Below are 25,970 nucleotides of genomic sequence, written 5' to 3'. Positions count from 1 at the left end.
GGCGAGTGGTGGAATCCCTCGCCGACCTGAGGAAACGTGCGTCCGGGGGGCGCCATTACCGGGGGTTTTCGATCAACAAAATCGATCGATCGGCTTGGCGATAGGGGTTTCTCAACAGCCTGCTAACCCCGCCGAACGGGTGCTGGCTATCGGAAGCTTTCTACACAAATCAACGATTTCCCCTGATCATGCCGTCTATTCCCGCCGTCTAATCCTGCAGTCTTTCCCAGGGACGGCCATGCCGCGATCCTCTCACCGGCGGGCGGCACCGGCAAGCGCAGATGCGTCCGTGGTTTGGGCGTGGCGTTGCCCATGTGGGCCATCCATCACTGGCAGGCGGTTTGATGTTTCGAGGCGTCGCGCATGGCCCGGTGGCGACAGTGCTGATGCCTGTGGTTCCCCGCAGCCCAAGCGGCCATGCCGCCAAGCCTGTAAAATGCCCGCTTCGCACGGGCGACCGGTCCGTTTAGGAACACACAGAACATGAAGACCATCGAAGGCGATTTCGCCACGCCCAAGGGCCGTTTTGCCATCGTCGCGGGCCGTTTCAACGGCTTCGTCGTGGAGCCGCTGGTGGCCGGCGCGCGCGATGCGCTGGTGCGCCATGGCGTGAAGGACGACGCGATCGACCTGGTCCGCGTGCCGGGTGCGTGGGAGATCGCGCTGGCTGCGCACAAGCTGGCGACCTCGGGCAAGTACGCAGCGGTGATCGCGCTGGGCGCGGTGATCCGCGGCTCCACGCCGCATTTCGACTACGTGGCCGGCGAATGCGCCAAGGGCCTGGCCAAGGCCGCGCTGGATTCGGGCGTGCCGGTGGCGTTCGGCGTGCTGACCACCGACAGCATCGAGCAGGCGATCGAGCGCTCCGGCACCAAGGCCGGCAACAAGGGCGCCGACGCGGCGATCGCCGCGCTGGAGATGGTCAACCTGTACGGCCAGCTGTGATGAACCAGCGTCCGGAAGGCATCGATCTCGCCGCGCGCTCACGCGCCCGCCGCCGCGCACTGCAGGCGCTGTACGCGTGGCAGCTGTCCGGCAGCCACATGAACGCGGTGATCGAGCAGTTCCGCCACGAGCAGGACATGGAGGTGGCCGACCTCGACTACTTCGAGGACCTGCTGCACGGCGTGGAGCAGCACGTCGCCGAACTCGACGCCTCGCTGCGCCCGTTCCTCGACCGCGAGGTGGCCGAGGTCGACCCGATCGAGCGCGCCGCGCTGCGCCTCGCCGCCTACGAGCTGAAGCACCGTCCCGACGTGCCGTATCGCGTGGTGATCAACGAGGCGATCGAGGTCACCAAGCGCTTCGGCGCCGACCACGGCCACAGCTATGTCAACGGCGTGCTGGACAAGCTGGCCGCCGAGCTGCGCGCGGTCGAAAAGCGCGGCTGATGGGCGCCGGCGCCCGGACGGAAGATCGGGTGCCGGTGCTGGAAACCGCGCGGCTGCGCCTGCGCGCGCATCGTCCCGACGACCACGTCGCCTGCACGGCGATGTGGGCCGATCCGGCGGTGGTGCGCTACATCGGCGGCCGACCGTTCACCGCCGAGGAGACCTGGCGCCGCATGCTGGGCTCGCGCGGCATGTGGAGCATGCTCGGCTTCGGTTATTGGGCCGTCGAGGAAAAGGCCGGCGGGCGCTATCTCGGTGACATCGGTTTCGGCGACTTCCGCCGCGACATCGAGCCCTCGCTGGCGGGCATGCTGGAGTTCGGCTGGGTGCTGTCGCCGCAGGCGCATGGCCGGGGCTATGCGAGCGAGGCGGTCGCCGCGGCGACTGCCTGGGCCGATGCGAACCTGCCGGGCATGCGCGCCGTCTGCCTCATCAGCGAGGGCAACGCCGCCTCCATCCGCGTGGCCGCGAAGGCCGGCTTCCGCGAGTGGCGGCGCACCAGCTACCACGGCGAGCCGGCCCTGCTGTTTGCCCGCTGAGTGTAATCACGATCTCGCCATGGCTGGCCGTGCAGGAGCGCACCCTGTGCGCGAAGGCTTTGATGCCCGATCAGAGCCAAAAGCATGCGCGCACAGGGGGCGCTCCTACACGGCGCGGATCACGCGGAGGTCGTAGACGGGCTCCAAGATTCACTGCGCCGGGCAATCGCGGCTGTTGTCGGCGATGCCGGCGATCAGCCAGTGCCCGTCCACCCGCGCCAGGTTGAACACGTCGGTGCCGCAGTGGTGCGGCTTGCCGTCGAGCAGGAAGACGTAGGGCGCCCAGACCACGGCGAGGTCGTCGTCCACGCGCACCTGCGGGTCGCGGATGCGCTCCTCGATGTTTGCCTTGCCCGGTTTCACGTGGTCGACGAAGTCGCCCAGCGCGATCTGTTCCGGCTTGCCGTGGCGCATCAGCGTGGCCATGCCCGCGGGCAGCACCTGTGCGCGCATGCCGGCCTGGTCGTAGCGCGACATCGCGGCGAAGAAGGCCTGGACCGGTGCCAGCACGGCCGCGTCGCCGGTTGCGGATGGCGATGCCGCCGCCAGCATCGGCGTAGTGGCAAGCAAGGCGAGCGACAGGACGGCGGGAGGGCGGCGGGCAGGGCGCATGGTGGCGGGCTCCGGCAGGGTGGAGGTGCATCAGCCTCGCATGCATGCGGTCCCGGCACATGCGCCGCAGGTCACGGGCTTGCGCCGCGCGCGTGCGGATGCTCTGCTCTGGGCCCGCCCACGCCGCAGATCCGCCATGGAATTCCGCCTCATCGACCGTATCCGCGAGCGCGCCGCGCAGGGGCGCGAGGACGTGCGCCTGGGCATCGGTGACGATGCCGCGCTGCTGGCCGTACCGGCAGGGCAGGAGCTGGCGGTGGCGATCGACACCCTGGTCGAGGGCGTGCATTTCCCGGTGGGCACCGCGCCGGCCGACATCGGCTGGAAGGCGCTGGCGGTGAACCTGTCCGACCTCGCCGCGATGGGTGCGGTGCCGGCGTGGGCCCTGCTGGCGCTGACCCTGCCGCAATCCGACGCCGCCTTCGTCGACGGCTTCGCCGACGGCTTCGCGCAGCTGGCGCAACAGCATCGCCTGGCCCTGGTGGGGGGCGACACCACGCGCGGCCCGCTCACGCTCAGCGTGGCCGTGCACGGCTTCGTGCCGCCGGGACAGGCGCTGACGCGCGCCGGCGCGCGCACGGGCGACGCGGTGCTGGTCACCGGCACGCTGGGCGATGCGGCGGCGGGCCTGCGCTGCCTGCAGGCGCCGATCCAGGCGGACGTCCGGACGTCCATGCGCGACGTGCTGGTCGAGCGCCTGAATCGCCCGGTGCCGCGGGTGGCGGCGGGGTTGGCATTGCGTGGGCGCGCCAGCGCCTGCCTCGACGTATCCGACGGCCTGCTCGCCGACCTCGGCCATCTCTGCGCAGCCAGCGGCGTGGGCGCGGAGATCGACGTGGCCCTGCTGCCGCGCTCGCCCGCCTTGCTGGGCCTGTTCGACGCAGCCGCCGCGCGCGACTTCGCGTTGGCTGGCGGCGACGACTACGAACTGTGCTTCACCGTGCCCGCCGCGCGCGTGGCCGGGGTGCAGGCCGACCTGGCGCGGCTGGGCTGCGGCGCCACGCGCATCGGCTGCATCGTGGCGGGCGAGGGCGTGCGCGTGCGCGACGCGGACGGCCGCTGGCTGGAACCCGGGCGCGCAGGCTGGGATCATTTCGCCGCATGAATGCCCCCGTCGAACGCAGGACACTCACCGCCGCGCAGCGCCGCGCGCTGCTCGCCACGCCCGCCGGCTGGATCGCCAGCGGCCTCGGTTCCGGCCTCGCGCCGGTGGCGCAGGGCACCTTCGGCTCGCTGGCGGCGATCCTGCCGTGGCTGCTGCTGCGCGGGCTGTCGCTGCCGCTCAACCTGCTGGTGATCGCGCTGGGTTTCGCGCTGGGTGTGTGGGCTTGCGAGAGGGCCGGCCGCGCGCTGGGCGTGGACGACCATCGCGCGCTGGTGTGGGACGAATTCGTCGGCCTGTGGATCGCGCTGCTGCCCGCGCTCGTGGCGCCGTGGTGGGCAGTGCTTGCCGGCTTCGCGCTGTTTCGTCTGTTCGACGTGTGGAAGCCGTGGCCGATCCGGGTGTTCGACCGTCGACTCAAGGGTGGTCTGGGCGTGATGGTGGATGACGTGATCGCCGGCGTGTTTGCAGCGGCGGTGCTCGCGCTGGCGCTGCGCCTGTTCCACTGAGGCGCTTCAAGCCACACAGCCGAAGCCGCGCAGGGTGGTCTCGACGGCCTGGTCGAGCGGGGTATGCGGTTCCTCGCCCAGGCATGCCAGCAGCCGGCGGTTGTCCAGCTGCAGCGGCTCGCGCCACAGGTAGCGCATCTCGCGCAGTTCGCGCAGCACCACCACGAAGGGCGCGGCCAGCCAGGTCAGCCACCAGGGGAAGGCGCGCAGCGGCAGCGTGGCGTTGCCGGTGGCGCGGCGTACCGCGGCGAGCAGGGCGGCGGCGTCCACGTGATGGCCGGCGAAGTGGAAACGGGCGTGGCGTTCCAGTCCGCCCTCGCGCTCCAGCAGTCGCGCCACCGTTTCGCCCACGTCGGGCAGGTAGGCCCAGGCGTGCGGCAGGCCGCGGCGCCCCGGGTACAGCAGGCTGCGCGCGGGCCGGCCCGGCTTGATCATCGCGGCGAACCAGTTGTTGCCCGCGCGCGGCCCGAAGAAGTCGCCGCAGCGCAGGACCAGGCTGCGCACGTCGGCGGCCTCGGCCAGCCGACGCTCCATCGCCACGCGGATCGCGCCCTTGCGGGTCAGCGGCTGCTGCGGAGCGCCCTCGGCCAGCAGGGGGAAGGCATCGGGGCCGTAGTTGTAGACCGTGCCCGGCAGCACCAGGCGTGCCGCATTGGCGCGGGCCGCGGCGAGGCTGTTGTCCAGCATCGGCAGCACCAGCGTGTCCCAGTCGCGATAGCCCGGCGGGTTCACCGCGTGGACCAGCACATCCACGCCGGCGGCGGCCTGCATGACGTCGTCGGCCTGCAGCGCGTCGCCTTCGCGCCAGTCGATGCGTGGGTCGAGGCCGGGGCGGGCAACGTTGCGCACCAGCGCGCGTACCGTCCAGCCGCGCCGCAGCAGGGCCGCGGCAATCTCGCCGCCCGCGCCACCGGTGGCGCCGATGATCAGGGCTGTATGTGTCGTGTTCATGGCATGGCTCCCGTGTGAATGGGATCAGCCTGACGCGTGGCACCATATTTGAAAATTGCCTAATAACTAACGTCTGCTATAAATAAATGCATGGATACCGACGAGCCGGGCTGGGACCTCTACCGCTCCTTCCTCGCCGTGGCGGGCGAGGGCAGCCTGTCCGCGGCGGCGCGCATGCTGGGCATGACCCAGCCCAGCCTGGGTCGGCACGTGCGGCAACTGGAAACGATGCTTGGCGTGGCCCTGTTCACCCGTTCGCCGCAGGGGCTGGCGCTGACCGAGCTGGGTGCCGAGCTGGCCGAACACGCGCGCGGTATGGCCGCGGCGTCGGCCGCGTTGCGGCGCACGGCCTCGGGCAGCCGGCAGGACGCACGTGGCGTGGTGCGCATCACCTGCAGCGAAGTGATCGGTGGCGAAGTGTTGCCTGCGATGCTGGCCGGATTGCGCCGGCAACAGCCGGGCATCGTGATCGAGCTGTCGCTCTCCGACGCGACCGAGGATCTGCTGCGCAAGGACGCCGACATCGCCGTGCGCATGCTGCGGCCCAGCCAGGCTGCGCTGGTGGCGCGGCGCGTGGGCGCGATCGGGTTGGGGCTGTTCGCACACCGGTGCTACCTGAAGGAGCGCGGCACGCCGCGCACGCTGGCCGATCTGCGTGCGCACGCACTGATCGGTTTCGATCGCGAGACGCCGGCCCTGCGCGCGATGCGCGGCCGCGTGCCGGGCGGCGAGGTGTATGCGCGCGAGCATTTCGCATTGCGCACCGACAGTCCGTTGGCGCAACTGGCTGCGCTGCGCGCCGGTTACGGTATCGGCGCGTGCCAGCGCGCACTCGCCCGCCGCGAACGCCAACTGGTGCCGGTGTTGCCCGAGGCATTCGGGCTGGATCTGGATACCTGGCTGGTGATGCACGAGGACCAGCGCACGAACCGTCGCGTGCGGCTGGTCTACGACTACCTGTTCGAGGCGCTGGCCACCTACGTGGCCGAGGGCGCCTGAGGCGGGATCACTTCTCGTTGTGCCCGGGTCCGTAGCTGCGATCCGGGCCGCGATACGCCGCCACGCGCGCAAGCCGTGGCGTGTCGTAGGCGAATTCCAGCAGCACGCGCAGCCGGGTCGTGCGCACCGGATCGAAGCGCACGAGTTTCTTGTGGCCGATGGTGGTGCCCCAGCTGAGCGGCTGCCACGCACTGCCGTTCCAGGTTTCGACGCAATGGTTGGCGATGCCCTGGCCGAGGGCGATGGCTTCGCCGAGTTCCAGCGTGTCGAATTCGACCGCATGCGGCAGTTCGATTTCCAGCCATGCGTTGCGCACGCTGCGGGCGGCGCTCCAGTACGCGTCGGGGCTGGCGTCGAGCACGCTGGAGGCGGGGTGCGCGATGTCGCTGCTGCTGGCCCGCACGCTGCCGCCCTGCAGTAGGTTGGTGGCGAGCAGCGCGGTGCGTTTCGTGGTGAAGCCCTGCAGCGCGGCGATGTCCGCCGCGTCGAACAGGCCGTCGCGGTTCGGCGGCACGTTGAGCAGCAGCTTGCTGTTGCGGCCCACCGAGCTGAAGTAGAGATCCATCAGGCCGTCGGGCGAGCGCACCTGGTCGTTTTCCTCGGCGTGCCAGAACCAGCCGGGTCGGATCGACACGTCCGATTCGCCGGGACGCCACGCGCTGCCGTGCGGATCGCCATGGCCGAGCAGGTCGCCCACCCACGGGCGGTCGTAGCCGGGCCAGGGCACGCTGGCGGGGTCGATGCTGGACCAGCAGGTTTCGCCGGCCACGCCTTTCTCGTCGCCGATCCAGCGCACGTCGGGGCCGGCGTCGGAGAACATCACCGCGTCGGGTTGCAGCTTGCGCACGGTGGCATGGATGCGCGGCCAGTCGTAGGCCTGCTTGCGGCCGTTCGGGCCTTCGCCGTTGGCGCCGTCGAACCACACCTCCACGATCTTGCCGTAGTGGCTGAGCAGCTCGGTGAGCTGGGCGATGTAGTAGTCGTTGTAGGCCTCGCCGCTGCCGTAGACCTTGGCGTTGCGGTCCCATGGCGAGAGGTAGAGGCCGGCGCCCAGGCCCTCGGCACGGCAGGCGTCGGTGAACTCGCGCACCACGTCGCCCTGGCCGTTCTTCCATGGACTGTTCTTCACCGAATGCTCGGTGACGGCGGAGGGCCACAGGCAGAAACCGTCGTGGTGCTTGGCGGTGAGGATCATGCTGCGGAAGCCGGCCTGCTTCGCCGTGCGCGCCCATTGCCGCGCGTCGAGCTTGCGCGGATTGAAGATCGCCGGCGACTCGGTGCCGTCGCCCCATTCCTTGCCGGTGAAGGTATTCACCGTGAGGTGCACGAACATCGCCAGTTCGTCGCGCTGCCAGTGCAACTGCTGTGGCGTGGGGCGCGGGCGCGGCCCGTTGGTGGTGGGCGAAGGGGCGGCATCGGCACGGCTGGTACGCATGGCTAGCGCACTCATCGAGGCGACGGCCGAGCCGGCGAGCAGGAAACGGCGACGATCCATGGAACAAGCCTCCACTGGTGGATGCCGTGACGTTGGTGTCAGGTATGAACACTATATTCAAATATGAAGTCAGCGGCACGCCGCCTGCCTTGCCGGCCCGATGGCTGCGCCCGCACGGAGCGCAAGGCTTGCATCGAGCGGACGCGACGACGCAGCATGCGAAGGATGGTCAGGTGCCGATCATCCCCGCCAATCGATGGAGTTTCCCCATGCAATACCGCCGCCTCGGTCGTTCCGGCCTGCCGCTTTCCGTCCTCTCCTTCGGTGCCTGGACCACCTTCGGCAAGAGCGTGGGCCGTTCGCTGGCGCGCGAGATGCTGGCGCTGGCGTGGGATCGCGGCGTCAACTTCTTCGACAACGCCGAGACCTACGGCAACGGCGTGGCGGAGTCGCTGATGGGCGACGTGCTGGCCGACCTGCGCCTGCCGCGCGACAGCTGGTGCGTGTCCAGCAAGGTGTTCTTCGGCGCGCACGACCATCCGAAGCCGACCCAGCGCGGCCTGTCGCGCAAGCACGTGATCGAGGCCTGCCACCAGGCGCTGCAGCGCCTGCGCGTGGACTACCTCGACCTCTATTTCTGCCATCGTCCGGATCCCGAGACGCCGATCGAGGAAACCGTGGCGGCGATGGACCTGCTGGTGCGCCAGGGCAAGGTGCTGTACTGGGGCACCAGCGAGTGGCCGGTGCAGGCCATCGTCGAGGCGCATCGCGTGGCGGAGGAAAACCACCTCGCGGCGCCGGTGATGGAGCAGCCGGAATACAACCTGCTGCACCGCGAGCGGGTCGAGGTGGAATACGCGCCGCTGTACCGCGACTACGGCATGGGCACCACGATCTGGTCGCCGCTGGCCTCGGGCCTGCTCAGCGGCAAGTACGACCGGGGTGTGCCGGCGGATTCGCGGCTGGCGCAGCCTGACTACGCGTGGCTGCAGGAGCGGGTGCTGGGCGATGGCGGCGAGCGCGTGGCGAAGGTGCGCCGCCTGCGCCCGCTCGCCGACGAGCTGGGTTGCAGCACCGCGCAACTCGCGATCGCGTGGTGCGCGGCGAATCCGCATGTGTCCACGGTGATGCTGGGCGCGAGCCGGCTGGAACAGCTGGAACACAATCTCGGCGCGCTGGACGTGCTGCCGAAGCTGGACGAGGCACTGCGCCGGCGCATCGCGCAGGCGGTCGAGTGAGCGCGGCAGGCGATCGCTGTCGTGACGGTTGACGTCTTAATGAGAATCATTATCATCAACTCCGACTGAACTTCACTGCGGAGTCGCCCATGTCGATCGCCACCACCTTGAGCCTGCCGACCGTCGCCAGCCGGCTGACCCGTCCGTTGTCGCGTCTTTCGCTGCACCCCGCCGCTGCCGGCACGCCGCCCGTCGTGCGCCGCGTCAGCAGCCAGTCGTTGCTGGATGGCGGGCGCGAGCTGGTGATCCAGCACGAGGGCAGCGAGTACCACCTGCGGCTTACCCGCAAGGACAAGTTGATCCTTACCAAGTAAGGCTTGCAGCAACGCTCCCGTGTGGGGCGTGGTTCGATGCAAGCCCGTGCCCGCTCCCCCGGCCCCTCTCCCGCGAGCGGGAGAGGGGAGCCAGATCATCGCCAGCCGTTGCGCACGTTCCGGTCCGCGCAACCGCAAGCCATCCGACAGTGGAGAGTGCGATGCCCGGTTGGCTGGCTACCCGTCTTGCCCAGGTCTGTCCGCGTGCCGTCGGCGCCGAAGTGGAGTGCCGCTGGCTGCGGATCACGCCGCGGCTGCTGGCGCGGCGTTTGCCGGCCGCGGGGCCGGTGCTGTATCTGCCATGCGCGGTGCCAGCGTTGGCGGATGCGGCCACCGGCCTGCTGGCGGGATGCCGCGAGCTGGCACCCTTGCTGTGCGTGCGCTGGCTGGTCGCCGCCTGTGCGATCGGCAGCGACGGCCCGCACGAATGGCTGGAGTGCCGCGCCCGCGATGGTCGCCTGTGCGCCCGCCTGCATCTGTTGCCCGACAGCGACTACCTCGGCTGGGATGCCTTGCTCGCGGCAGGCATGCCGGTGCATGCCGTGGGTGGCCAGCGCCGCGGCGACGGACGCATCGCGGCGGCGCAACTGCTGGATTTCCGTTGCCGGCGGCTGGCCGGACTCGAGCTGCTGGAGGCGCTGCCTGCGGCGCGGGTGTCCGCACTGGGCGGCGGGATTGCGCGCGACATCGCGCACGCCGAAGGGTTGGCGCTGGGTTGCCAGGCAGCTGATCGATTGGCTTCTTGCTTGTCATCCAGCTCTTGCTGGGATGACGGCAAAACCAGAGGTCCCTCAACCGCGCGGGCGGCGCAGGTCGTCGGCGTCAACGGTGTGGAAATGCCGCTTGAACGCGACCTCGCCGTCGCGCGGCTCCTGCAGTTCGCGGGCGTAGCGGTGGCCGGCGTAGACCGCGTGCGCGATCAGGCCCGGCGCCTCGGCGTCGCCGATGCAGCGCAGGCTGCGGATGCCGGCGTCGGTCCACTCCGCCTCGCGCTGCTTCAGCGCCTGATACAGCGCGTCGTCGGGCAGGCGGGCGGTGACGGCGACCACGGCGTCGCAGGCCAGCTCGCGGCGCCGGTGGGTCCAGACGTCCTCGACGAGGAGCGTGCCGCCGTCGTAGCCGACGACGTCGTGCGACACCATCGCTTCGATGCCGAGCTGGGCCATCCGTTTGCGGACGTGCCGGTAGTCGAGCGTGTGCTGGCTCCACGGCGCGATGCTGTCGTCCGGGGTCAGGTGGACCACCTCGCAGCCGTGCCGGCGCAGCAGTTCGGCCGCCACGCTGCCGTGGTAGTAGCCGTCGTCGTCGAACACCACCACGCGGCCTTGCGGCAGGCGGCCGTCCATCAGGTCGTCGGGCGTGAACACGCGCGGGTTGCCGGCGAAGCCGGGAATGTCGAAGCCGTTGCTGCGGCCGTAGCCGTCGCGGCGCCAGTGGCAGCCGGTGGCCAGCACCACGTGCCCGGCGCCGAAGTCCAGCACGTCCTGCGCGCCCAGCACCGAGTCGAGGTAGACCGCCACGTTCGCCAGCTTGCCGATCTGGCCCACGCGCCAGTCGCGCACGCGCGCCCATTCGGCCAGCCCCGGCAGGCGCGACTCGCGCGTGACGCGTCCGCCGAGTTCGCGGCGTGCCTCGGCCACGCTCACGTCGCAGCCGCGCTGGCCCAGCGCGCGCGCGGCCTCCAGCCCGGCGGGGCCGGCGCCGACCACCAGCACGCGCGCCGGCGTGCGCACCGGCGCGATGCGTTCCGGGTGCCAGTCCTTGCGCCATTCCTCGCCCATGGTCGGGTTCTGCGTGCAGCGGATCGGCGAGATGGTCATGTCGCCGGAGACGCAGATGTTGCAGCCGATGCATTCGCGGATGTCGTCGGCGCGGCCCTCTTCGATCTTGCGCGGCAGGAACGGGTCGGCGATCGACGGGCGTGCGCAACCGATCAGGTCGAGCACGCCGCGCCTGAGCTGCGACACCATGGTGTCGGGCGAGGTGAAGCGGCCCACGCCCACCACCGGCTTGCCGGTGGTCTTCTTGACGAAAGCTATGAAGGGTTCCTGCGCGCCCTCGGCGGCGAAGCGCGAGGGCACCGAGTCGTTGTACCAGGCGGCGAGGTTCACGTCCCACAGGTCGGGCAGTTCGGCCAGCATGCCCACGATGTCCTGCGCCTCGGCCAGCTCCACGCCGCCGGGGCCCAGCCCTTCCTCGACGGCGAAGCGCAGCGCCACCGCGCAGCGGTCGCCCACCGCTTCCTTCGTGTCCTGCAGCACCTCGCGCAGCAGGCGTACGCGGTTCTCCAGCGGGCCGCCGTACTCGTCGCTGCGCCGGTTGCGCCGGCGCTGCAGGAAGTGCATCGCCAGCGAGAGGTCGTGCGCGGCATAGACGTAGATGATGTCCATGCCGGCGCGCTTGCCGCGGATCGCCGCCTCGCGGTGCCAGCGGCGGTATTCGCGGATGTCGTGCAGTGTCATCGCGCGCGCCTGGTGCGGATAGCCGTACTTGGTCGGCTGCGGCGACGGCGCGATCAGCACCTCGCGCGAATACAGGTTCGACGCGGTGGGGCCGTTGTGGGTCAGCTCCAGCGCGGCCAGCGCGCCGTGTGCGTGCACCTTGTCGCACATCAATGCCAGCGCGGGGATGTCGCGGTCGTCCCACAGCCGCGCCTCGACGTAGGGCGTGAGGTCGCCGCTGGGGTGGATCTCGCATTCCTCGGTGGACACCACCGCCCAGCCGCCCTCGGCCTTCACCTCGCGCATCGCCGCGTGCGCCAGCGGCATCGCGTGGCCCATGCCGTTGCAGTGCGGCACCTGGAAGAAGCGGTTCTTCGCGGTGACCGGGCCGATCCGCACCGGTTCGAACAGGACGTCGTAGCGCGGATCCCTCATTCGGGCATCGCCCCGGCCACGGCGCGGCGGCGCAGGCGCATCAGCGCGTACAGCGGCAATCCCGCCGCGACCAGCCCGATCGCGCACAGGAAGGGGCCGCGGCCCGCGCCGACGAAGGCAAAGGCCACGAACAGCACGCAGACCAGCGCGGCCAGCAACGCCCCCTGCGAGGCGCAGACCTCGTGGCGCCGGCGCCACAGCACCATCAGCGCCAGCGCGCAGCACAGGTAGAGCGGCAGGTTGGCGGCCGTCCCCAGCAGGGTGAGGAAGGTGAAGGCGGACACCAGCGACTTGCTGTAGCTCATCGCTATCATCGCCGCGGACAGTGCGCCGGTGACCAGCAGCGAGAGCGTCGGCGTGCCCCGGCGGTCGTGGCGCGCGAGCACGGCCGGCAGCACGCCGTGGTCGGCCATCGTGCGGGTCAGCTCGCCCACCAGCAGGGTCCAGCCGTTCAGCGCGCCCAGCCCGCTGATCGCCACGAACAGCGCCAGCCAGCGTCCCGAGCCGGCGGCGGCGAAGCGGTCCATCACCAGCGCGAACGGTGCGCTGGTCGCGGCCAGTTCCGGTTGCCGGATCAGCAGCAGCGGTATGGCCGAGACGACGACATAGACCAGCGCGGCGAGCGCGGTGCCGATCATGGTCGCGCGCGGGATGGTGCGTGCCGGCTCGTCCACGCGCGCGGCCGGCACGCTGGCCGATTCGACCCCCAGCATCGCGAACAGGGCGATGCTGGTGGCCGCGGTCACGCCGCCCAGGTTGATCGGCGTGGCGGGCAGGTGCGCGGTGTAGCTGGCCGGCGAGGTCAGCAGCAACCAGCCGCCCAGCAGGGCGATCGCCAGCATCGGCAGCAGCTTCAGCGCGGTGGTGAGGATCTGCACGCCGCCGCCGGTACGCACGCCGCACAGGTTGATCGCCACCAGCGTCCACAGCAGGCCCTGCGCGAACCACATCGGCGGCAGCGCGCCCAGCGCCGGGAATGCCGCCACCAGGTAACCGACCACGCCGGTCGCCAGTGCGGCATTGGTGATCCACACCGATACCCAGTACGCCCACAGCGACAGGTAGGCCGGCAGGTCGCCGAGCGTGTGGCGGATGTAGCCGTAGGGACCGCCGGCATCGGGCAGGGCCCGGGCCAGAATCGAAAACACGCGGGCCAGCGCCAGCGCTCCCGCCAGCACCACGGCCCAGCCGATCAGCGCGTTGAAGCCGTAGGGCGCCAACGCGGCGGGCAGCACGAAGATGCCCATGCCGATCACGTTGCCGATCACCAGCGCCGTGCAGGTCCAGAAGCCGATCTTGCGTTCGCCGTGAGCGGCGGCGGTTGCGCCGCCGCTCATGCGGACTCCCCGGCGGGTCCGGCATAGGCCGCGCGCAGCAGGTTCTGGAAATGCCAGACGCCGCTCTCGCGCTTAGGGTTCAGGCGGCCGGGCACGTAGCGGCCGGAGGCCAGGCCCTTCTGCACCGCCTCGCAGATCGCGATGTCCTCGTGCTGCACCTCGTCGCTGAAGCCCTGGTCGGCGGCGATGCGCGCCTGGGCGCCCGCGTCCTGCGCGTAGTAGTAGTCGAACACCACGCGGCAGCGGTCCGCCCCCAGCGGCAGGATGCGGTTGGTCTGCAGCCGCCCCGGCATGATGTTGAGCATCACGTTGGGATAGACGAAGTAGTAGAACGCCTCGCCGTCGCCGTAGATCCCGCTGCTGTTGCGCAACGGCGAGGATTGCAGCGAGTGCCACGCGGACAGCTCGGTGTCGTAGGCGCGGTAGTCGAGCACGCGCGACAGGCCGGGGTGCACGTGCGGCAGGTGGTAGCCCTCGAGGAAGTTGTCGACGTAGACCTTCCAGTTGCATTCGATGTCGTAGGTGTCGCGGCGCAGGTAGCGCATCGCCGCCAGGTCGATCGGCGCGATGCGTTCGGCGATGCCGCCGTAGACCGCGTCGAACGCCGGCACCTCCGTGTCCAGCGCCACGAACACCAGGCCCTGCCACTCGTGCACGCGCAGCGGCGGCAGGTGGATGTCCTCGACGCGGAAATCACAGGCGTCCTGCATCTCCGGCGCGCTGCGCAGCTGGCCTTCCAGCGTGTAGGTCCAGCCGTGGTACTTGCAGTGCAGGGCGCGGATGCCCTTGCCGTCGCACAGCGCCAGCGGCCCGGCGCGATGGCGGCACACGTTGGGGAAGGCGCGCAGCACGCCGTCCTGCCCGCGCACCAGCAGCACGGGCACGCCGGCGACCTGTTCGACCACGTGGTCGCCCGGTTCGGCCAGTTGCTCCTGGTGGGCCACCAGTTGCCAGCTGCGCGCGAACACCGCGCGCTGCTCCATCGCCAGCACCGCCGCGCCGGCGTAGTAGCGCGCGGGCAGGGCGTGCGCGCGGTTGAGTTCCTCGACCTGGGTGTCGGCAGTCATGGCGGATTGATTCCCCGGATGGCATGGGCGCGACGGGCCATCGTCTTCGGGGCATCCATGCTCCGCGCGTTCCGGCAGTGTATGTCCGATCCCGGCGCGCGTGTCCACCGTCGCGGCATCGTCGCCATGCCCCTATCTGCCGGCCGGACCGGGGTGCTAGATTGCCGTGAACCTCGTGAGGAGCCGCCGTCGCCCATGCCATGCGTCGTGTTGCTGTCGTGCCGTGCGGGAACCGCCCCGCACCCGTTGCCCGCGCCGCCGCGGCAAGCCCGCGCATGACGGAGGCCGCCGCCACCGGCACGCTGGAGCAGGCGCTGGCCCACGCCGCACGACTGCTGGAGCGCGATCCGGTGCTGGCGACCGAACAGCTCGACGGGATACTGCAGGCGGCTCCCGGCCATCCGGTCGCATTGCAACTGCTGGCGACGGTGCGCTCGCTGCAGGGCAACCTGCCCGGTGCGCTCGAACTGCTCGTGCCGTTGGCGCGCGCGCAACCGGACCGGGCGGCGATCCAGTTCGACCTGGGGCAGGCGCTGGCGCGCTGCGGCCGCGGCGAGGAGGCCATCGCCGCGCTGCGCCGGGCGGTGGCGTTGCAGCCCGGGTTGCCGCAGGCCTGGCGCGTGCTAGGCGATTGCCTGATGGCGGCCGGCGAGCAGGCCGCCGCCGACGTGGCGTACGCCAGCCACGTGCGCCATTCCACCCGCGATCCGCAATTGATGGCCGCCGCCGTCGCCCTGGTCGAGAACCGCATTCCCGAGGCCGAGCGGATGCTGCGCGCGCGCCTGAAGCAGGCGCCCACCGACGTGGCGGCGATCCGCATGTTCGCCGAGGTCGCCGCCCGGCTGGGCCGCAACGAGGATGCCCTGCACCTGCTCGAACGCTGCCTGGAACTGGCCCCCGGCTTCGGCGAGGCGCGCCGCAACTATGCGCTGCTCCTGCATCGCAGCAACCGGCCGGAACAGGCGCTGGCCGAGATCGAGCGCCTGCTGGCGGCCGATCCCGGCGATGCCGGTTGCCGCAACCTGAAGGCGGCGGTGCTGTGCCGGGTCGGCGACTACGAACCGGCCATCCGCATCTACGCCGAACTGGCGGAGAGTTACCCGGACACGCCGAAGCTGTGGGTGAGCTACGGCCACGCGCTGAAGACCGCCGGGCATCTCGAGCGCGCCATCGCCGCCTACCGGCGCAGCCTGGAGCTCAAGCCGTCGTTCGGCGAAGTCTGGTGGAGCCTGGCCAACCTCAAGACCTTCCGCTTCGGCGCCGACGAACTGGACGCGATGCGCCGGCAGCTGGCGCGCGCCGACCTGGCCGAGGACGACCGCCTGCACCTGGCGTTCGCCGTCGGCAAGGCGCTGGAGGATGCCGGCGAGTACGAACCGTCGTTCCGCCACTACGCGCAGGGCAACGCGATCCGGCGCGCGAAGCTGGACTACAGCGCCGACGACACCAGTGCGCGCGTGCGCTGCATCCGCGAGCGCTACACGCCGGATTTCTTCGCCGCGCGCGCCGGCGCGGGCCATCCCGCGCCCGATCCGATCTTCGTGGTCGGCCTGCCGCGCGCCGGCTCCACCCTGATCGAGCAGATCCTGTCCAGCCACAGCCAGGTCGAAGGCACGATGGAGCTGCCGGAGATCATCTCGATCACGCGGCTGCTGCGCCAGCAGGGCGACGCCGACGACGCGATGCCCTACCACGCCGCGCTGGCGGCGCTCGACGCCGATGCGCTGCGCGCGCTCGGCGAGCGCTACCTGGCGCACACCCGCATCCAGCGCAAGACCGCGGCGCCGCTGTTCATCGACAAGATGCCGAACAATTTCATGCACATCGGCCTGATCCACCTGATGCTGCCGAACGCGAAGATCATCGATGCGCGCCGGCATCCGCTGGCCTGCGGCTTCTCGGCTTTCAAGCAGCACTTCGCGCGCGGGCAGGAATTCAGCTACGACCTCGCGGACGTGGGGCGCTACTACCGCGACTACGTGGCGCTGATGGCGCATTTCGACGCCGTGCTGCCCGGGCGCGTCCACCGCGTGGTGTACGAGCGCATGGTCGACGACACTGCGGGCGAGGTGCGCCGGCTGCTCGACTACTGCGGCCTGCCGTTCGAGGACGCGTGCCTGCGCTTTTTCCAGAATCCGCGGCCGGTGCGCACGGCCAGCTCGGAACAGGTACGCCAGCCGATCTATCGCGAGGGAGTGGATCACTGGCGGCATTACATGGCGTGGCTGGAGCCGCTGGCATCGACCCTGGGGCCGGTGCTGGCGAGCTATCCGGAAGCGCCGGAAGGGGAGTGGCAGTTCGACAACTGATCGACCATCGTGGATTTGCCTGGGGAGGGTTTATGCACACGAACAGATGGAAACGGACCATGGGGACGCCGCGGGCCAGGGTGGCCCGGCTGCCGCTGGCGGCGGCGATCTGCCTGGCCATCGCCGCACCGGCCATGGCGCAGGACGCGGGGCAGGCGGCCGGGCAGGGCGGCACCGCGAATGCGGCGGCGAAGCCGGCGGCTACGCCGGCGAAGAAGCCGAAGACCACCACCCTGAGCGAGGTCACGGTGACCGCGCAGAAGCGCGTCGAGAACCTGCAGAAGGTACCGATCAGCATCAACGTGCTGGAGAACGACCAGTTGCAGGCGCTGCAGGTGCAGAGCTTCAAGGACTACGTGCAGTACCTGCCCAGCGTCGATTTCCAGGAGGGTGGCGGCGGCATCGCCACCGGGCCGGGCTTCGCCTCGATCTACATGCGCGGCGTGGCCAGCGGCGGCAACACCAACCACTCCGGCTCGCAGCCCAGCGTGGGCGTGTACCTGGACGAGCAGCCGATCACCACGATCCAGGGCCCGCTCGACATCCACATGTACGACATCGCCCGCATCGAGGTGCTGGCCGGCCCGCAGGGCACGCTGTACGGCGCCAGCGCCGAGGCGGGCGCGTTGCGCATCATCACCAACAAGCCCGACCCCAGCGGTTTCGCGGCGAACTACTCGCTGGATACCGACACGGTCACGCACGGCGGCATCGGCGGCACCGTGGAGGGCATGCTCAACATCCCGCTCAGCAGCAGCGCGGCGATCCGCCTGGTGGGCTGGCACGAGCACGACGCCGGCTACGTCGACAACGTGGCCGGCACGCGCACCTACCCGACCTCCGGCATCACCATCAGCAACGCGGACAATTGCGTGCCCAGCACCACGCTGCAATGCGTGGGACATGCACGCAACGACTACAACGACGTCAACACCAGCGGCGGCCGCGCCGCGCTCAAGGTGGACCTGGACGACAACTGGACGATCACCCCGACCCTGATGGGCCAGCAGACCATCTCGCACGGCACCTTCGCCAGCGACCCGGCGGTCGGCTACCAGGAGGTCACCCACTTCTACCCCGAGTACGTCGACGACCGCTGGTGGCAGGGCGCGCTCACCGTGCAGGGCAAGATCGGCGACTTCGACCTGACGTACAACTACTCGCACCTCAAGCGCAACCAGGAGGAAGCGACCGACTACAGCGACTACTCATTCTGGTACGACACGCTGCAGGGCTGGGGCAGCTACATCACCGACAACAGCGGCCAGCTGATCAATCCGTCCGAGTTCATCACCGACCGCGACCACTACACCGACAGCAGCCACGAGCTGCGCATCGCCTCGCCCAGCGACGACCGCCTGCGCCTGGTGGCCGGCGCGTTCTGGCAGAAGGACAAGCACGACATCATGCAGGACTACCAGATCAACGGCCTGGCGTCCTCGCTGTCGGTGCCCGGCTGGCCGAACACGATCTGGCTGACCCGGCAGGTGCGCTACGACTACAACGAGGCGGTGTACGGCGAGCTGTCCTACGACTTCATCCCCGACACGCTCACCCTGACGGTCGGCGAGCGCTACTACCGCACCAGGAACAACCTGTACGGCTTCTACGGCTACAGCACCGGCTTCGATCCCGGCTCGAGCTACGGGCAGGCCGGCTGCATCAGTTCGACGCCCTTCCTCGGCGCGCCGTGCCTGGACTTCAACAAGTCCGTCAGGGACAGCGGTTCGCTGGGCAAGGCCAACCTGACCTGGAACATCTCGCACGACGCGATGATCTACCTCACCCGCTCGGAGGGCTTCCGCCCGGGCGGCATCAACCGCGCGGGCGACACGCCGCCCTACCAGGCGGACTTCCTGACCAACCTCGAGTTCGGCTGGAAGACCTCCTGGCTCGACAATCGCCTGTCGTTCAACGGCGCGGTGTTCCGCGAGAACTGGAACAACTTCCAGTTCAACATCCTCGGCCCCAACGGCCTGACCATCATCAAGAACGCGGGCTCCGCGCGCATCGACGGCTTCGAGTCGCAACTGGTCTGGCAGGCCACCTACCACCTCAACCTCAGCGCCGGCGTCGCGTTCTACGACGCCAAGCTGACCTCGAACTACTGCGGCTTCACCGACAACGCCGGCAACCCGGTCACCAACTGCCCGGCCGGCACCATCAACCCGCAGACCGGCGACGCCGTGAGCGGGCCGCAGGCGCCCACCGGCACCCGCCTGCCGATCACGCCGCGCTTCAAGGGCAACCTCGTCGGGCGCTACACCTTCGATGTCGGCGACAACGACGCCTATGTGCAGGGCGCGCTGGTGCACGTGGGCCAGCGCAGCACCGACCTGCGCGTGGTGGAGAACGGCCTGTTCGGCGACCTGCCGTCGTACAACCTGGTCAACCTCTCCGCGGGTTTCGAGAAGGGCAGCTGGACGGCCAGCCTCTACCTCAACAACGCGTTCAACGCGCATGCGGCGCAGTACAAGTTCGCCGAGTGCGGCGTGGATATCTGCGGCGCCCACGGCGCCTCGGCGCTGTATCCGGACGGACAGGTCTACACCGGCTACAGCCAGCCGCGCACCTTCGGCGTCCGCTTCAAACAGGACTTCTGACCTTTCGCCGCGAGGCGGCAGGTCAGTGCGATCCATGGATGGATCGCACGCCGGCCAGGCGCTTGCGCCTGGCCGGCGGAGCGAAGCCCGGACGCAGTCCGGGCGCAGCAAGCCGGGAAAATGCAGTCCTGCACTTTCCTTGCATCAGGCAAGCAGCTTCAAAATCCCCCAGGCCACGGGCTTCGGCACCTGCCGGGCTTTTCCGCGCCCGCCCGCCATGCCCTGTCCGTTGTCCGCGCAGTGTCCGCGGACACTGGTCTTTTGCGATGCATCGATTGCAAGTGTCTAAAAGAAAAAGCGTTTTTCCGTGATTACGGGTTGGCACGTGGATTGCTGAGTACGGATCGGGGCCGCACTGTCCGCGGCCGGGGAATACACGATGATCCGCGACACCTCCGCGCAAGACCGCATCGTCGAGGTCAAGCCCAACCGCAAGCGCCGCCTGCTGTTCATCGGCGGCGGCGTGGCCTTGCTGGTGGTGCTGGCGCTCGCCATGCCCGGCATCCTCCGCCTGTTCTCCGCCGATGCCTCGGTGAGCGCATCGCGGCTGGCCTTCGCCACCGTCGAGCGCGGGCTGTTCGTGCGCGACATCGCCGCCGAGGGCAAGGTGGTGGCGGCCAACAGCCCCACGCTCTACGCCACCTACGGCGGCGCCGTGAAGCTGCTGGTGCACGCCGGCGACGTGGTGAAGAAGCGCCAGGTGCTGGCCGTGGTGGACAGCCCCGAGCTGCGCAACAAGCTGGCGCAGGAGCAGTCCAAGGCCGACGGCATGCAGGTGGACTACCTGCAGGCGCAGGTGGACGCGCGCACCAAGCGCGGCGACCTGCAGAAGGCCTACGACAACGCGCAGATCGACGCGAAGAGCGCCGCCAACAACCTCGACCGCGAGCAGAAGGCCTACGCCGCCGGCGCCTCCACCGGGGTCGCGGTCGACAAGGCCAAGGACGACCTGGAGAAGGCGCGCATCGCGCTGGACCATGCCAAGGCCGACCTCGGCATGAACAACGACAGCCTCAACTTCAACATCCAGGCGAAGAAACTGGCGCACGACAACCAGATGCTGGTGGTGCAGGACCTGCAGCGCCAGGTGGACGACCTCAACGTGAAGTCGCCGGTGGACGGCCAGGTCGGCCAGCTGTTTATCGCGCCGGTGGCCACCGTGGCGAAGGACGCGCAGCTGCTGAGCGTGATCGACCTCACCGCGCTGGAAGTGGAAGTGCAGGTGCCCGAGAGCTTCGCGCGCGACTTGGCCATCGGCATGGGCGGCGAGATCAGCGGCAACGGCACCACCTGGAAGGGCCTGGTCAGCGCGATCTCGCCCGAGGTGGTGAACGGCGAAGTGGCCGCCCGCGTGCGCTTCGAAGGTTCCACGCCGAAGGAACTGCGCCAGAACCAGCGCCTGTCCGTGCGCATCCTGCTCGACAAGCGCGACAACGTGCTGACCGTGCAGCGCGGCTCCTTCATCGACGAATCCGGCGGCAGCTATGCCTACGTGGTCAAGGACGGCATCGCCACCAAGACCCCGATCCGCGCCGGCGAAAGCAGCATCGACAAGGTGGAGATCCTCGACGGCCTGAAGGAAGGCGACCAGATCGTGATCTCCGGCACCGACAGCTTCAAGGGCGCGCAGCGCGTCGCGATCAGTCGGTAACCGCAATACCCCCTCCCCTGCGTGCAGGGGAGGGTTGGGGTGGGGTGCTCTTGTCGCACGCCACCGAGAGCACCCCCTCCCGACCTCCCCCTGCAAGCAGGGGGAGGGGAAGAAAGAAGAACCATCCACCACCACCGAGGAACGTGAACCATGCTGAAGATGACCCACCTGTCCAAGGTCTACCGCACCGAAGTGGTGGAGACCTACGCGCTGCGCGATTTCAACATCGACGTGAAGGAGGGCGAGTTCGTCGCCGTCACCGGGCCGTCCGGCTCGGGCAAGACCACCTTCCTCACCATCGCCGGCCTGCTGGAAACGTTCACCGGTGGCGAGTACCACCTCGACAACATCGAGGTGAGCCAGTTGAACGACAACGCGCGTTCGAAGATCCGCAACGAGAAGATCGGCTTCATCTTCCAGGCGTTCAACCTGATCCCCGACCTCAACGTGTTCGACAACGTGGAAGTGCCGCTGCGCTACCGCGGCATGAAGGCGCCGGAGCGCAAGCAGCGCATCATGGACGCGCTGGAGCGCGTGGGCCTGGCCTCGCGCTTCAAGCACTATCCCGCCGAATTGTCCGGCGGCCAGCAGCAGCGCGTGGCGATCGCGCGCGCATTGGCCGGCTCGCCGCGCCTGCTGCTCGCCGACGAACCCACCGGCAACCTCGACACGCAGATGGCACGTGGCGTGATGGAACTGCTGGAGGAGATTCACCGCGACGGCGCCACCATCGTGATGGTGACGCACGATCCCGAACTGGCCGCGCGCGCGCAGCGCAACGTGCACATCATCGACGGCCAGGTGGTGGACCTGTCCGAGGACCCGCGCTTCCACGCCAGCGTGGCCGCCGCGCGCGGCAACGCTGGCCAGGCCTGAGAGCGCATGGCCGTCCACGAGTCCGTCAACCGCGAGTCCCGCCCATGCGCCTGAAGCTGTTGCCCGTGATGCTCCTGCTCGCCGCTGCCCCGTTCGCGGGGCAGTGCGAGGACTTGATGGATGCCTACCGGCAGGCCGTCGCCAACGATCCCGTGCTGGCCACCGCCGACGCCCAGCGCCTGCTGGTGGCCGAGGGCGTGCCGGTGGCGCGCGCGGCGCTGCTGCCGCAGCTGTCGGCCGGGCTGTCGCTCGACCAGATCCGCGGCGGCGGCAGCCAGACCACCGACAACAACGGCAACATCGTGGAGACCAGCGGCAGCGGGCACACGCGCGACCGCAACCTCTCCGGCAACCTCAGCCAGCCCATCCTCGACCTGTCCGCCATCGACAACCTGCGCGCGGCGGGCGCCGCCAGGGACTCGCAGGAGCAGACCTATCAGGCCGCCCTGCAGAACCTCTACGTGCGCGTGGCCTCGGCCTATTTCGGCGTGCTGCAGGCGCAGGACATGCTGGACATCGACCGCTCCTACGAGGACTCCTACAAGACGGAGTTCGAGCAGACCTCCGCGCGCTTCAAGAACGGCCTGTCGATGGAGGCAGACGTCAACCAGACCAAGGCGCTCTACCTGTACTACAAGGGCGTGCGGATCGGCGCGGAAGACGCCCTCAAGGATGCCCGCCGGGCGCTGCAGCAGATCACCGGCAAGCCCACCGGCGAGCTGAAGAAGCTGCGCGACGACCTGCCGATGCAGGCGCCGCAGCCGAACGACGAACAGGCCTGGGTGGACGCGGCGCTGAAGACCAACCCGGCCGTGCTCGCCGCGCGCTACGCCGTGACCAGCGACGAGCACAAGGTGTCGGCGGCGCGCGCCGGACACCTGCCCACGCTCACCGCGGGCGTGGGCTACAACAAGTTCGGCCAGTGGTCGAACAGCATGCCGGGCACGGCCGCGTACGGGCCGGCCACCACCACCGTGGGCCTGACGCTCAACATCCCGCTGTTCAGCGGCGGGCTGGTCCATGCGCAGGTGAAGCAGGCGCTGTACCAGCGCGACGCCGACCTCGGCACGCTGGAAAGCCAGCGCCGCCAGGCCGCGCGCGACGCCGCCAACTATTTCAACCTGGTCAAGGACGGCATCGAGCAGGTGAACAGCGCGCGCGATTCCGTGGACGCGGCGCAGAAATCGCTGAACTCGATGCGCGCGGGCTACACCATCGGCACGCAGTCGATGACGAACGTGGTGTTCGCGATCGAGTACGTGGCCAATTCGCAGTTCCAGTACGCCGCGTCCCGGTACCAGCTCGTGCTCGACAAGCTGCTGCTCAAGCAGGCCGCCGGCACCATCGACATGCACGACCTGGAAGCAGTGAACGGGTTGCTGCAATGAGCGATGCACGCGCCATGCCCGGTTCTTTTTCCCCGCTCTCCCCGGGAGAGGGTGCCCGAAGGGCCTGCCCCGGGCTTGATCCGGGGACGGGAGAGGGTGCGGGCGGAGCGCGGCGCCCCACTCCGACCGGACCCTCACACCAATTCCTCTCCCGAAGGGAGAGGGGCTCGATGGCAGGGGGCTGAGCGATGTTTGCCCACTACTTCGAGCTCGGACTGCGCAGCCTGCGCCGCAACCCGGCGCTCACCGCGTTGATGGTGATGGCGATCGGCTTCGGCGTGGCCGCGTCGATGATCACGTACTCCGTGTTCCGCGCGGTGTCGGGCAATCCGATTCCGGGCAAGTCGTCGCAGTTGTTCATTCCGCAGGTGGACGCCTGGGGGCCGCAGCAGAACCTCGCGAACAACGAGCCGGCAGAAGCCCTGGGCTACATCGACGCGATGGCGCTCTTGCGCGCGCATGCGGCAAAGCGCCAGACCATGCTGTACCAGGTGCAGCTCGCGGCGATGCCGGATGGCAACCGCGACCTGCCATTGACTGCCAACGGCTACGCCGTCACCAGCGACTTCTTCAGCATGTTCGACGCGCCGTTCCGCTTCGGCGGCGGCTGGAGCGCGCAGGACGACGACGCGCGCGCCACCGACGTGGTCATCAGCGGCGCGCTCAACCAGAAGCTGTTCGGTGGCGTGAACAGCGTGGGGCGCACGGTCGATTTCAGCGGCCACGATTACCGCGTGGTGGGCGTGCTCGACCACTGGAACCCGCGTCCGCGTTTCTACGACCTGTTCACCGGCGCCAACAGCTTTGCCGACGAGCCGGATATCTACATGCCGTTCGCGCGCGCGCTGGATCTGCACATGTATACCGCCGGCCGCAACAGTTGCCGTGGCACGATCAGCTTCACCAATTGGCAGGCCTACACGCAAAGCAACTGCGTGTGGATCACGTCGTGGGTGGAACTGGACAGCCCCGCCGAGGTGACTCGCTACCGCGACTTCCTCACCCACTACGCCGCCGGCCAGCAGCATGCGGGCCGTTTCGACTGGGCACCCAACGTGCGCCTGCGTGACGTGGTGCAGTGGATGGACTACGAAAAGGTGGTGCCGCCGGAAAGCCGCATCGCGCTGGTGGTGGCGCTGGGCTTCTTCCTGATCTGCCTGGTCAACACCATCGGCCTGCTGCTGGCGAAGTTCATGCGCCGCGCGGGCGAGATCGGCGTGCGCCGCGCGCTGGGCGCCACGCGCGGCGAGATCTACGAGCAATACCTGATCGAAGCCGGCACGGTGGGACTGGCCGGCGGCGTGCTGGGCCTGCTGCTCACCGCGCTGGGTGTATCGGGCGTGGGCATCCTGTTCCAGCCGCAGATCGCACGGCTCGCGCACCTGGATGCTTCGCTGGTGGGCCTGACCCTTGTCGTCGCCATCGCCGCCACCGTGCTGGCGGCGTTCTACCCGGCATGGCGCGCGGCGCGCGTGCAGCCGGCGTGGCAATTGAAGTCGAGCTGAGGAGGCGGCCATGAACTTGCAGATTCGCCCCGTCCTCATCGCGCTGCGCCGGCACAAGGCGGGCACCGTGCTGATCGCCCTGCAGATCGCGTTGACGCTGGCCATCGTGTGCAACGCACTGTTCATCATCCACCAACGGTTGGCGAACCTCTCCGTCGTCAGCGGCGTTGACGAGGCCGATGTGTTCGTCATCACCAACCAATGGGCCACCGATAGCCCCACGCCGCAGGTGGATGCGCAAGTGAAGGCCGACGTGCTGGCGCTGCGGCAACTGCCCGCCGTGCTCGACGCCACGCCGGCCAGCGGCTACCCGTTGCAAGGCGGCGGCTGGGACAACCCCGTCACCATGACGCCCGAACAGATCAAGCCCAGCACGGACTCGGCGGTGTATCTGGGCGACGAGCACTTCATCGACACGCTGGGCCTGAAGCTCATCGCAGGGCGCAATTTCCGTCCCGACGAAGTGACGGTGTTCGGCACGCAACAGGCCATCTATCCGCCCACGGTGATCGTGAGCAAGGCGCTGGCCGACAAGCTGTTCCCCGATGGAAACGCGCTGGGCAAGGGCATCTATCCGATGAGCCCCACGCCCACCACCATCATCGGCATCGTCGATACGCTGCAGCGGCAGGGCGTGGACCAGGACAGCAACACCTATGCGGGGCAGTCGCTGATCTGGCCGCTGCGCTCGGCCGATTCGCGCGGCGTCTTCTATATCGTGCGCGCCAGGCCGGGCCAGCTCGCCGACGCAATGCGCGAAGCGCCCAAGGCGCTGATCGCACTGAGCCGCCAGCGCATCTTCGATCCGCAGAACGGCATCCAGGACTACGCCACCATCCGCCGCAAGGCGTACGACAGCGACCGCGGCATGGCGATCCTGATGGGCATCATCAGCGTGGTGCTGCTGGCGATCACCGCCGCGGGCATCGTGGGCCTCACCAGCTTCTGGGTCGGCCAGCGCCGCAAGCAAATCGGCGTGCGCCGTGCGCTGGGAGCGCGGCAGAGCGACATCCTGGTGTATTTCCTCACCGAGAACTTCCTCATCAGCACGGCGGGCGTGGTGCTGGGCGCGGTGCTCGCGATCGCCTTCAACCTGTGGACGGAGACCCGTTTCGCCATGGCACCCATGTCGATGACCTACGTGGGCATCGGCGTGCTCGTGCTGCTGTTGCTGGGGCAGGGCGCGACGTTCGCGCCGGCGTTGCGCGCCTCGCGCGTGCCGCCGGTGGAAGCGACGCGCTCCGTATGAACGCGGATCGACACCAGGC

At 69.4% G+C, this 25,970-nt stretch carries 22 protein-coding genes; 15 read left to right on the top strand and 7 right to left on the bottom strand.

Annotation, left to right across the window (positions count from 1 at the left end; genetic code table 11):
- Positions 1–483 precede the first annotated feature (483 nt).
- The 3 genes from ribE to IHE47_RS01975 are packed head-to-tail and all read left to right on the top strand — an operon-like array spanning position 484 to position 1,930.
- Positions 484–945, top strand: coding sequence for a 6,7-dimethyl-8-ribityllumazine synthase (gene ribE / locus IHE47_RS01985; RefSeq protein WP_192103697.1), 462 nt, complete (start codon positions 484–486; stop codon positions 943–945).
- Positions 945–1,391, top strand: a complete 447-nt coding sequence (gene nusB, locus IHE47_RS01980) for a transcription antitermination factor NusB (protein WP_192103695.1) — start codon at positions 945–947, stop codon at positions 1,389–1,391. Before ribE ends, nusB begins: the two co-directional genes overlap by 1 nt.
- Positions 1,391–1,930: a GNAT family N-acetyltransferase gene (locus tag IHE47_RS01975; protein ID WP_192103694.1), complete on the top strand. Its 540-nt coding sequence runs from the start codon at positions 1,391–1,393 to the stop codon at positions 1,928–1,930. Before nusB ends, IHE47_RS01975 begins: the two co-directional genes overlap by 1 nt.
- Positions 1,931–2,080: 150 nt before the next feature.
- Here IHE47_RS01975 and IHE47_RS01970 read toward each other — a convergent pair whose 3' ends face one another.
- Positions 2,081–2,542: a nuclear transport factor 2 family protein gene (locus IHE47_RS01970; protein ID WP_192103692.1), complete on the bottom strand. Its 462-nt coding sequence runs from the start codon at positions 2,540–2,542 to the stop codon at positions 2,081–2,083.
- Positions 2,543–2,678: 136 nt separating this feature from the next.
- Here IHE47_RS01970 and thiL point away from each other — a divergent pair, with 136 nt between their 5' ends.
- Together thiL and IHE47_RS01960 are read left to right on the top strand one after the other, a co-directional pair.
- Entirely contained in the window at positions 2,679–3,647 is a 969-nt protein-coding gene (gene thiL, locus IHE47_RS01965; protein ID WP_192103690.1) for a thiamine-phosphate kinase, read from the top strand.
- Positions 3,644–4,153, top strand: coding sequence for a phosphatidylglycerophosphatase A (locus IHE47_RS01960; protein WP_192103688.1), 510 nt, complete (start codon positions 3,644–3,646; stop codon positions 4,151–4,153). The genes thiL and IHE47_RS01960 overlap by 4 nt, the downstream gene beginning before the upstream one ends.
- Before the next feature lie 6 nt (positions 4,154–4,159).
- On the opposite strand, the gene IHE47_RS01955 is transcribed toward IHE47_RS01960, so the two are convergent.
- Positions 4,160–5,104, bottom strand: coding sequence for an NAD(P)H-binding protein (locus IHE47_RS01955; protein ID WP_192103687.1), 945 nt, complete (start codon positions 5,102–5,104; stop codon positions 4,160–4,162).
- A gap of 90 nt (positions 5,105–5,194) precedes the next feature.
- Between IHE47_RS01955 and IHE47_RS01950 the strand changes: the two genes are divergently transcribed.
- A complete protein-coding gene (locus IHE47_RS01950) occupies positions 5,195–6,103 on the top strand; it encodes a LysR family transcriptional regulator (RefSeq protein ID WP_192103685.1) in 909 nt (302 codons plus the stop codon).
- 7 nt (positions 6,104–6,110) lie between these two features.
- Here the strand turns inward: IHE47_RS01950 and IHE47_RS01945 are convergent, their stop codons facing one another.
- A complete protein-coding gene (locus IHE47_RS01945) occupies positions 6,111–7,598 on the bottom strand; it encodes an alpha-L-fucosidase (protein ID WP_192103683.1) in 1,488 nt (495 codons plus the stop codon).
- 209 nt (positions 7,599–7,807) lie between these two features.
- Between IHE47_RS01945 and IHE47_RS01940 the strand changes: the two genes are divergently transcribed.
- Together IHE47_RS01940 and IHE47_RS01935 are read left to right on the top strand one after the other, a co-directional pair.
- Complete coding sequence (locus IHE47_RS01940; protein WP_192103682.1) at positions 7,808–8,776, top strand: aldo/keto reductase; 969 nt, start codon at positions 7,808–7,810, stop codon at positions 8,774–8,776.
- 89 nt (positions 8,777–8,865) lie between these two features.
- Complete coding sequence (locus IHE47_RS01935) at positions 8,866–9,090, top strand: hemin uptake protein HemP (RefSeq protein ID WP_192103680.1); 225 nt, start codon at positions 8,866–8,868, stop codon at positions 9,088–9,090.
- A gap of 95 nt (positions 9,091–9,185) precedes the next feature.
- Here the strand turns inward: IHE47_RS01935 and IHE47_RS01930 are convergent, their stop codons facing one another.
- The 4 genes from IHE47_RS01930 to IHE47_RS01915 form a co-directional block, all read right to left on the bottom strand.
- Positions 9,186–9,785, bottom strand: coding sequence for a hypothetical protein (locus IHE47_RS01930; protein WP_192103678.1), 600 nt, complete (start codon positions 9,783–9,785; stop codon positions 9,186–9,188).
- Between the two features lie 96 nt (positions 9,786–9,881).
- Positions 9,882–11,966: an FAD-dependent oxidoreductase gene (locus IHE47_RS01925; protein ID WP_192103676.1), complete on the bottom strand. Its 2,085-nt coding sequence runs from the start codon at positions 11,964–11,966 to the stop codon at positions 9,882–9,884.
- Entirely contained in the window at positions 11,963–13,303 is a 1,341-nt protein-coding gene (locus IHE47_RS01920; RefSeq protein ID WP_192103674.1) for an amino acid permease, read from the bottom strand. Before IHE47_RS01920 ends, IHE47_RS01925 begins: the two co-directional genes overlap by 4 nt.
- Complete coding sequence (locus IHE47_RS01915) at positions 13,300–14,370, bottom strand: aromatic ring-hydroxylating dioxygenase subunit alpha (protein ID WP_192103672.1); 1,071 nt, start codon at positions 14,368–14,370, stop codon at positions 13,300–13,302. Before IHE47_RS01915 ends, IHE47_RS01920 begins: the two co-directional genes overlap by 4 nt.
- Before the next feature lie 275 nt (positions 14,371–14,645).
- On the opposite strand from IHE47_RS01915, the gene IHE47_RS01910 reads away from it, so the two are divergent.
- The 7 genes from IHE47_RS01910 to IHE47_RS01880 all read left to right on the top strand — a co-directional run bounded on the left by IHE47_RS01910 (position 14,646) and on the right by IHE47_RS01880 (position 25,951).
- On the top strand, positions 14,646–16,679 hold the full coding sequence (locus tag IHE47_RS01910; protein WP_192103670.1) for a tetratricopeptide repeat-containing sulfotransferase family protein: 2,034 nt from the start codon (positions 14,646–14,648) through the stop codon (positions 16,677–16,679).
- 59 nt (positions 16,680–16,738) lie between these two features.
- Entirely contained in the window at positions 16,739–19,282 is a 2,544-nt protein-coding gene (locus tag IHE47_RS01905; protein WP_192103668.1) for a TonB-dependent receptor, read from the top strand.
- Positions 19,283–19,661: 379 nt separating this feature from the next.
- Positions 19,662–20,933, top strand: coding sequence for an HlyD family efflux transporter periplasmic adaptor subunit (locus IHE47_RS01900; RefSeq protein ID WP_192103666.1), 1,272 nt, complete (start codon positions 19,662–19,664; stop codon positions 20,931–20,933).
- Positions 20,934–21,083: 150 nt separating this feature from the next.
- Complete coding sequence (locus tag IHE47_RS01895) at positions 21,084–21,809, top strand: ABC transporter ATP-binding protein (protein ID WP_192103664.1); 726 nt, start codon at positions 21,084–21,086, stop codon at positions 21,807–21,809.
- A 44-nt stretch (positions 21,810–21,853) separates the two neighbouring features.
- Positions 21,854–23,197, top strand: a complete 1,344-nt coding sequence (locus IHE47_RS01890; RefSeq protein WP_192103662.1) for a TolC family outer membrane protein — start codon at positions 21,854–21,856, stop codon at positions 23,195–23,197.
- Between the two features lie 188 nt (positions 23,198–23,385).
- Positions 23,386–24,702 (top strand): ABC transporter permease, encoded by a 1,317-nt coding sequence (locus IHE47_RS01885; protein ID WP_192103660.1) that lies wholly within the window; start codon positions 23,386–23,388, stop codon positions 24,700–24,702.
- Between the two features lie 10 nt (positions 24,703–24,712).
- Complete coding sequence (locus tag IHE47_RS01880) at positions 24,713–25,951, top strand: FtsX-like permease family protein (RefSeq protein WP_192103658.1); 1,239 nt, start codon at positions 24,713–24,715, stop codon at positions 25,949–25,951.
- The last annotated feature ends 19 nt before the right edge of the window (positions 25,952–25,970 follow it).

Source organism: Rhodanobacter sp. DHB23, assembly GCF_014842975.1.
Classification (GTDB): domain Bacteria; phylum Pseudomonadota; class Gammaproteobacteria; order Xanthomonadales; family Rhodanobacteraceae; genus Rhodanobacter_A.
The sequence above is the reverse complement of the archived record's forward strand: the minus strand, read 5'-3'. Positions and strand labels throughout refer to the sequence as shown.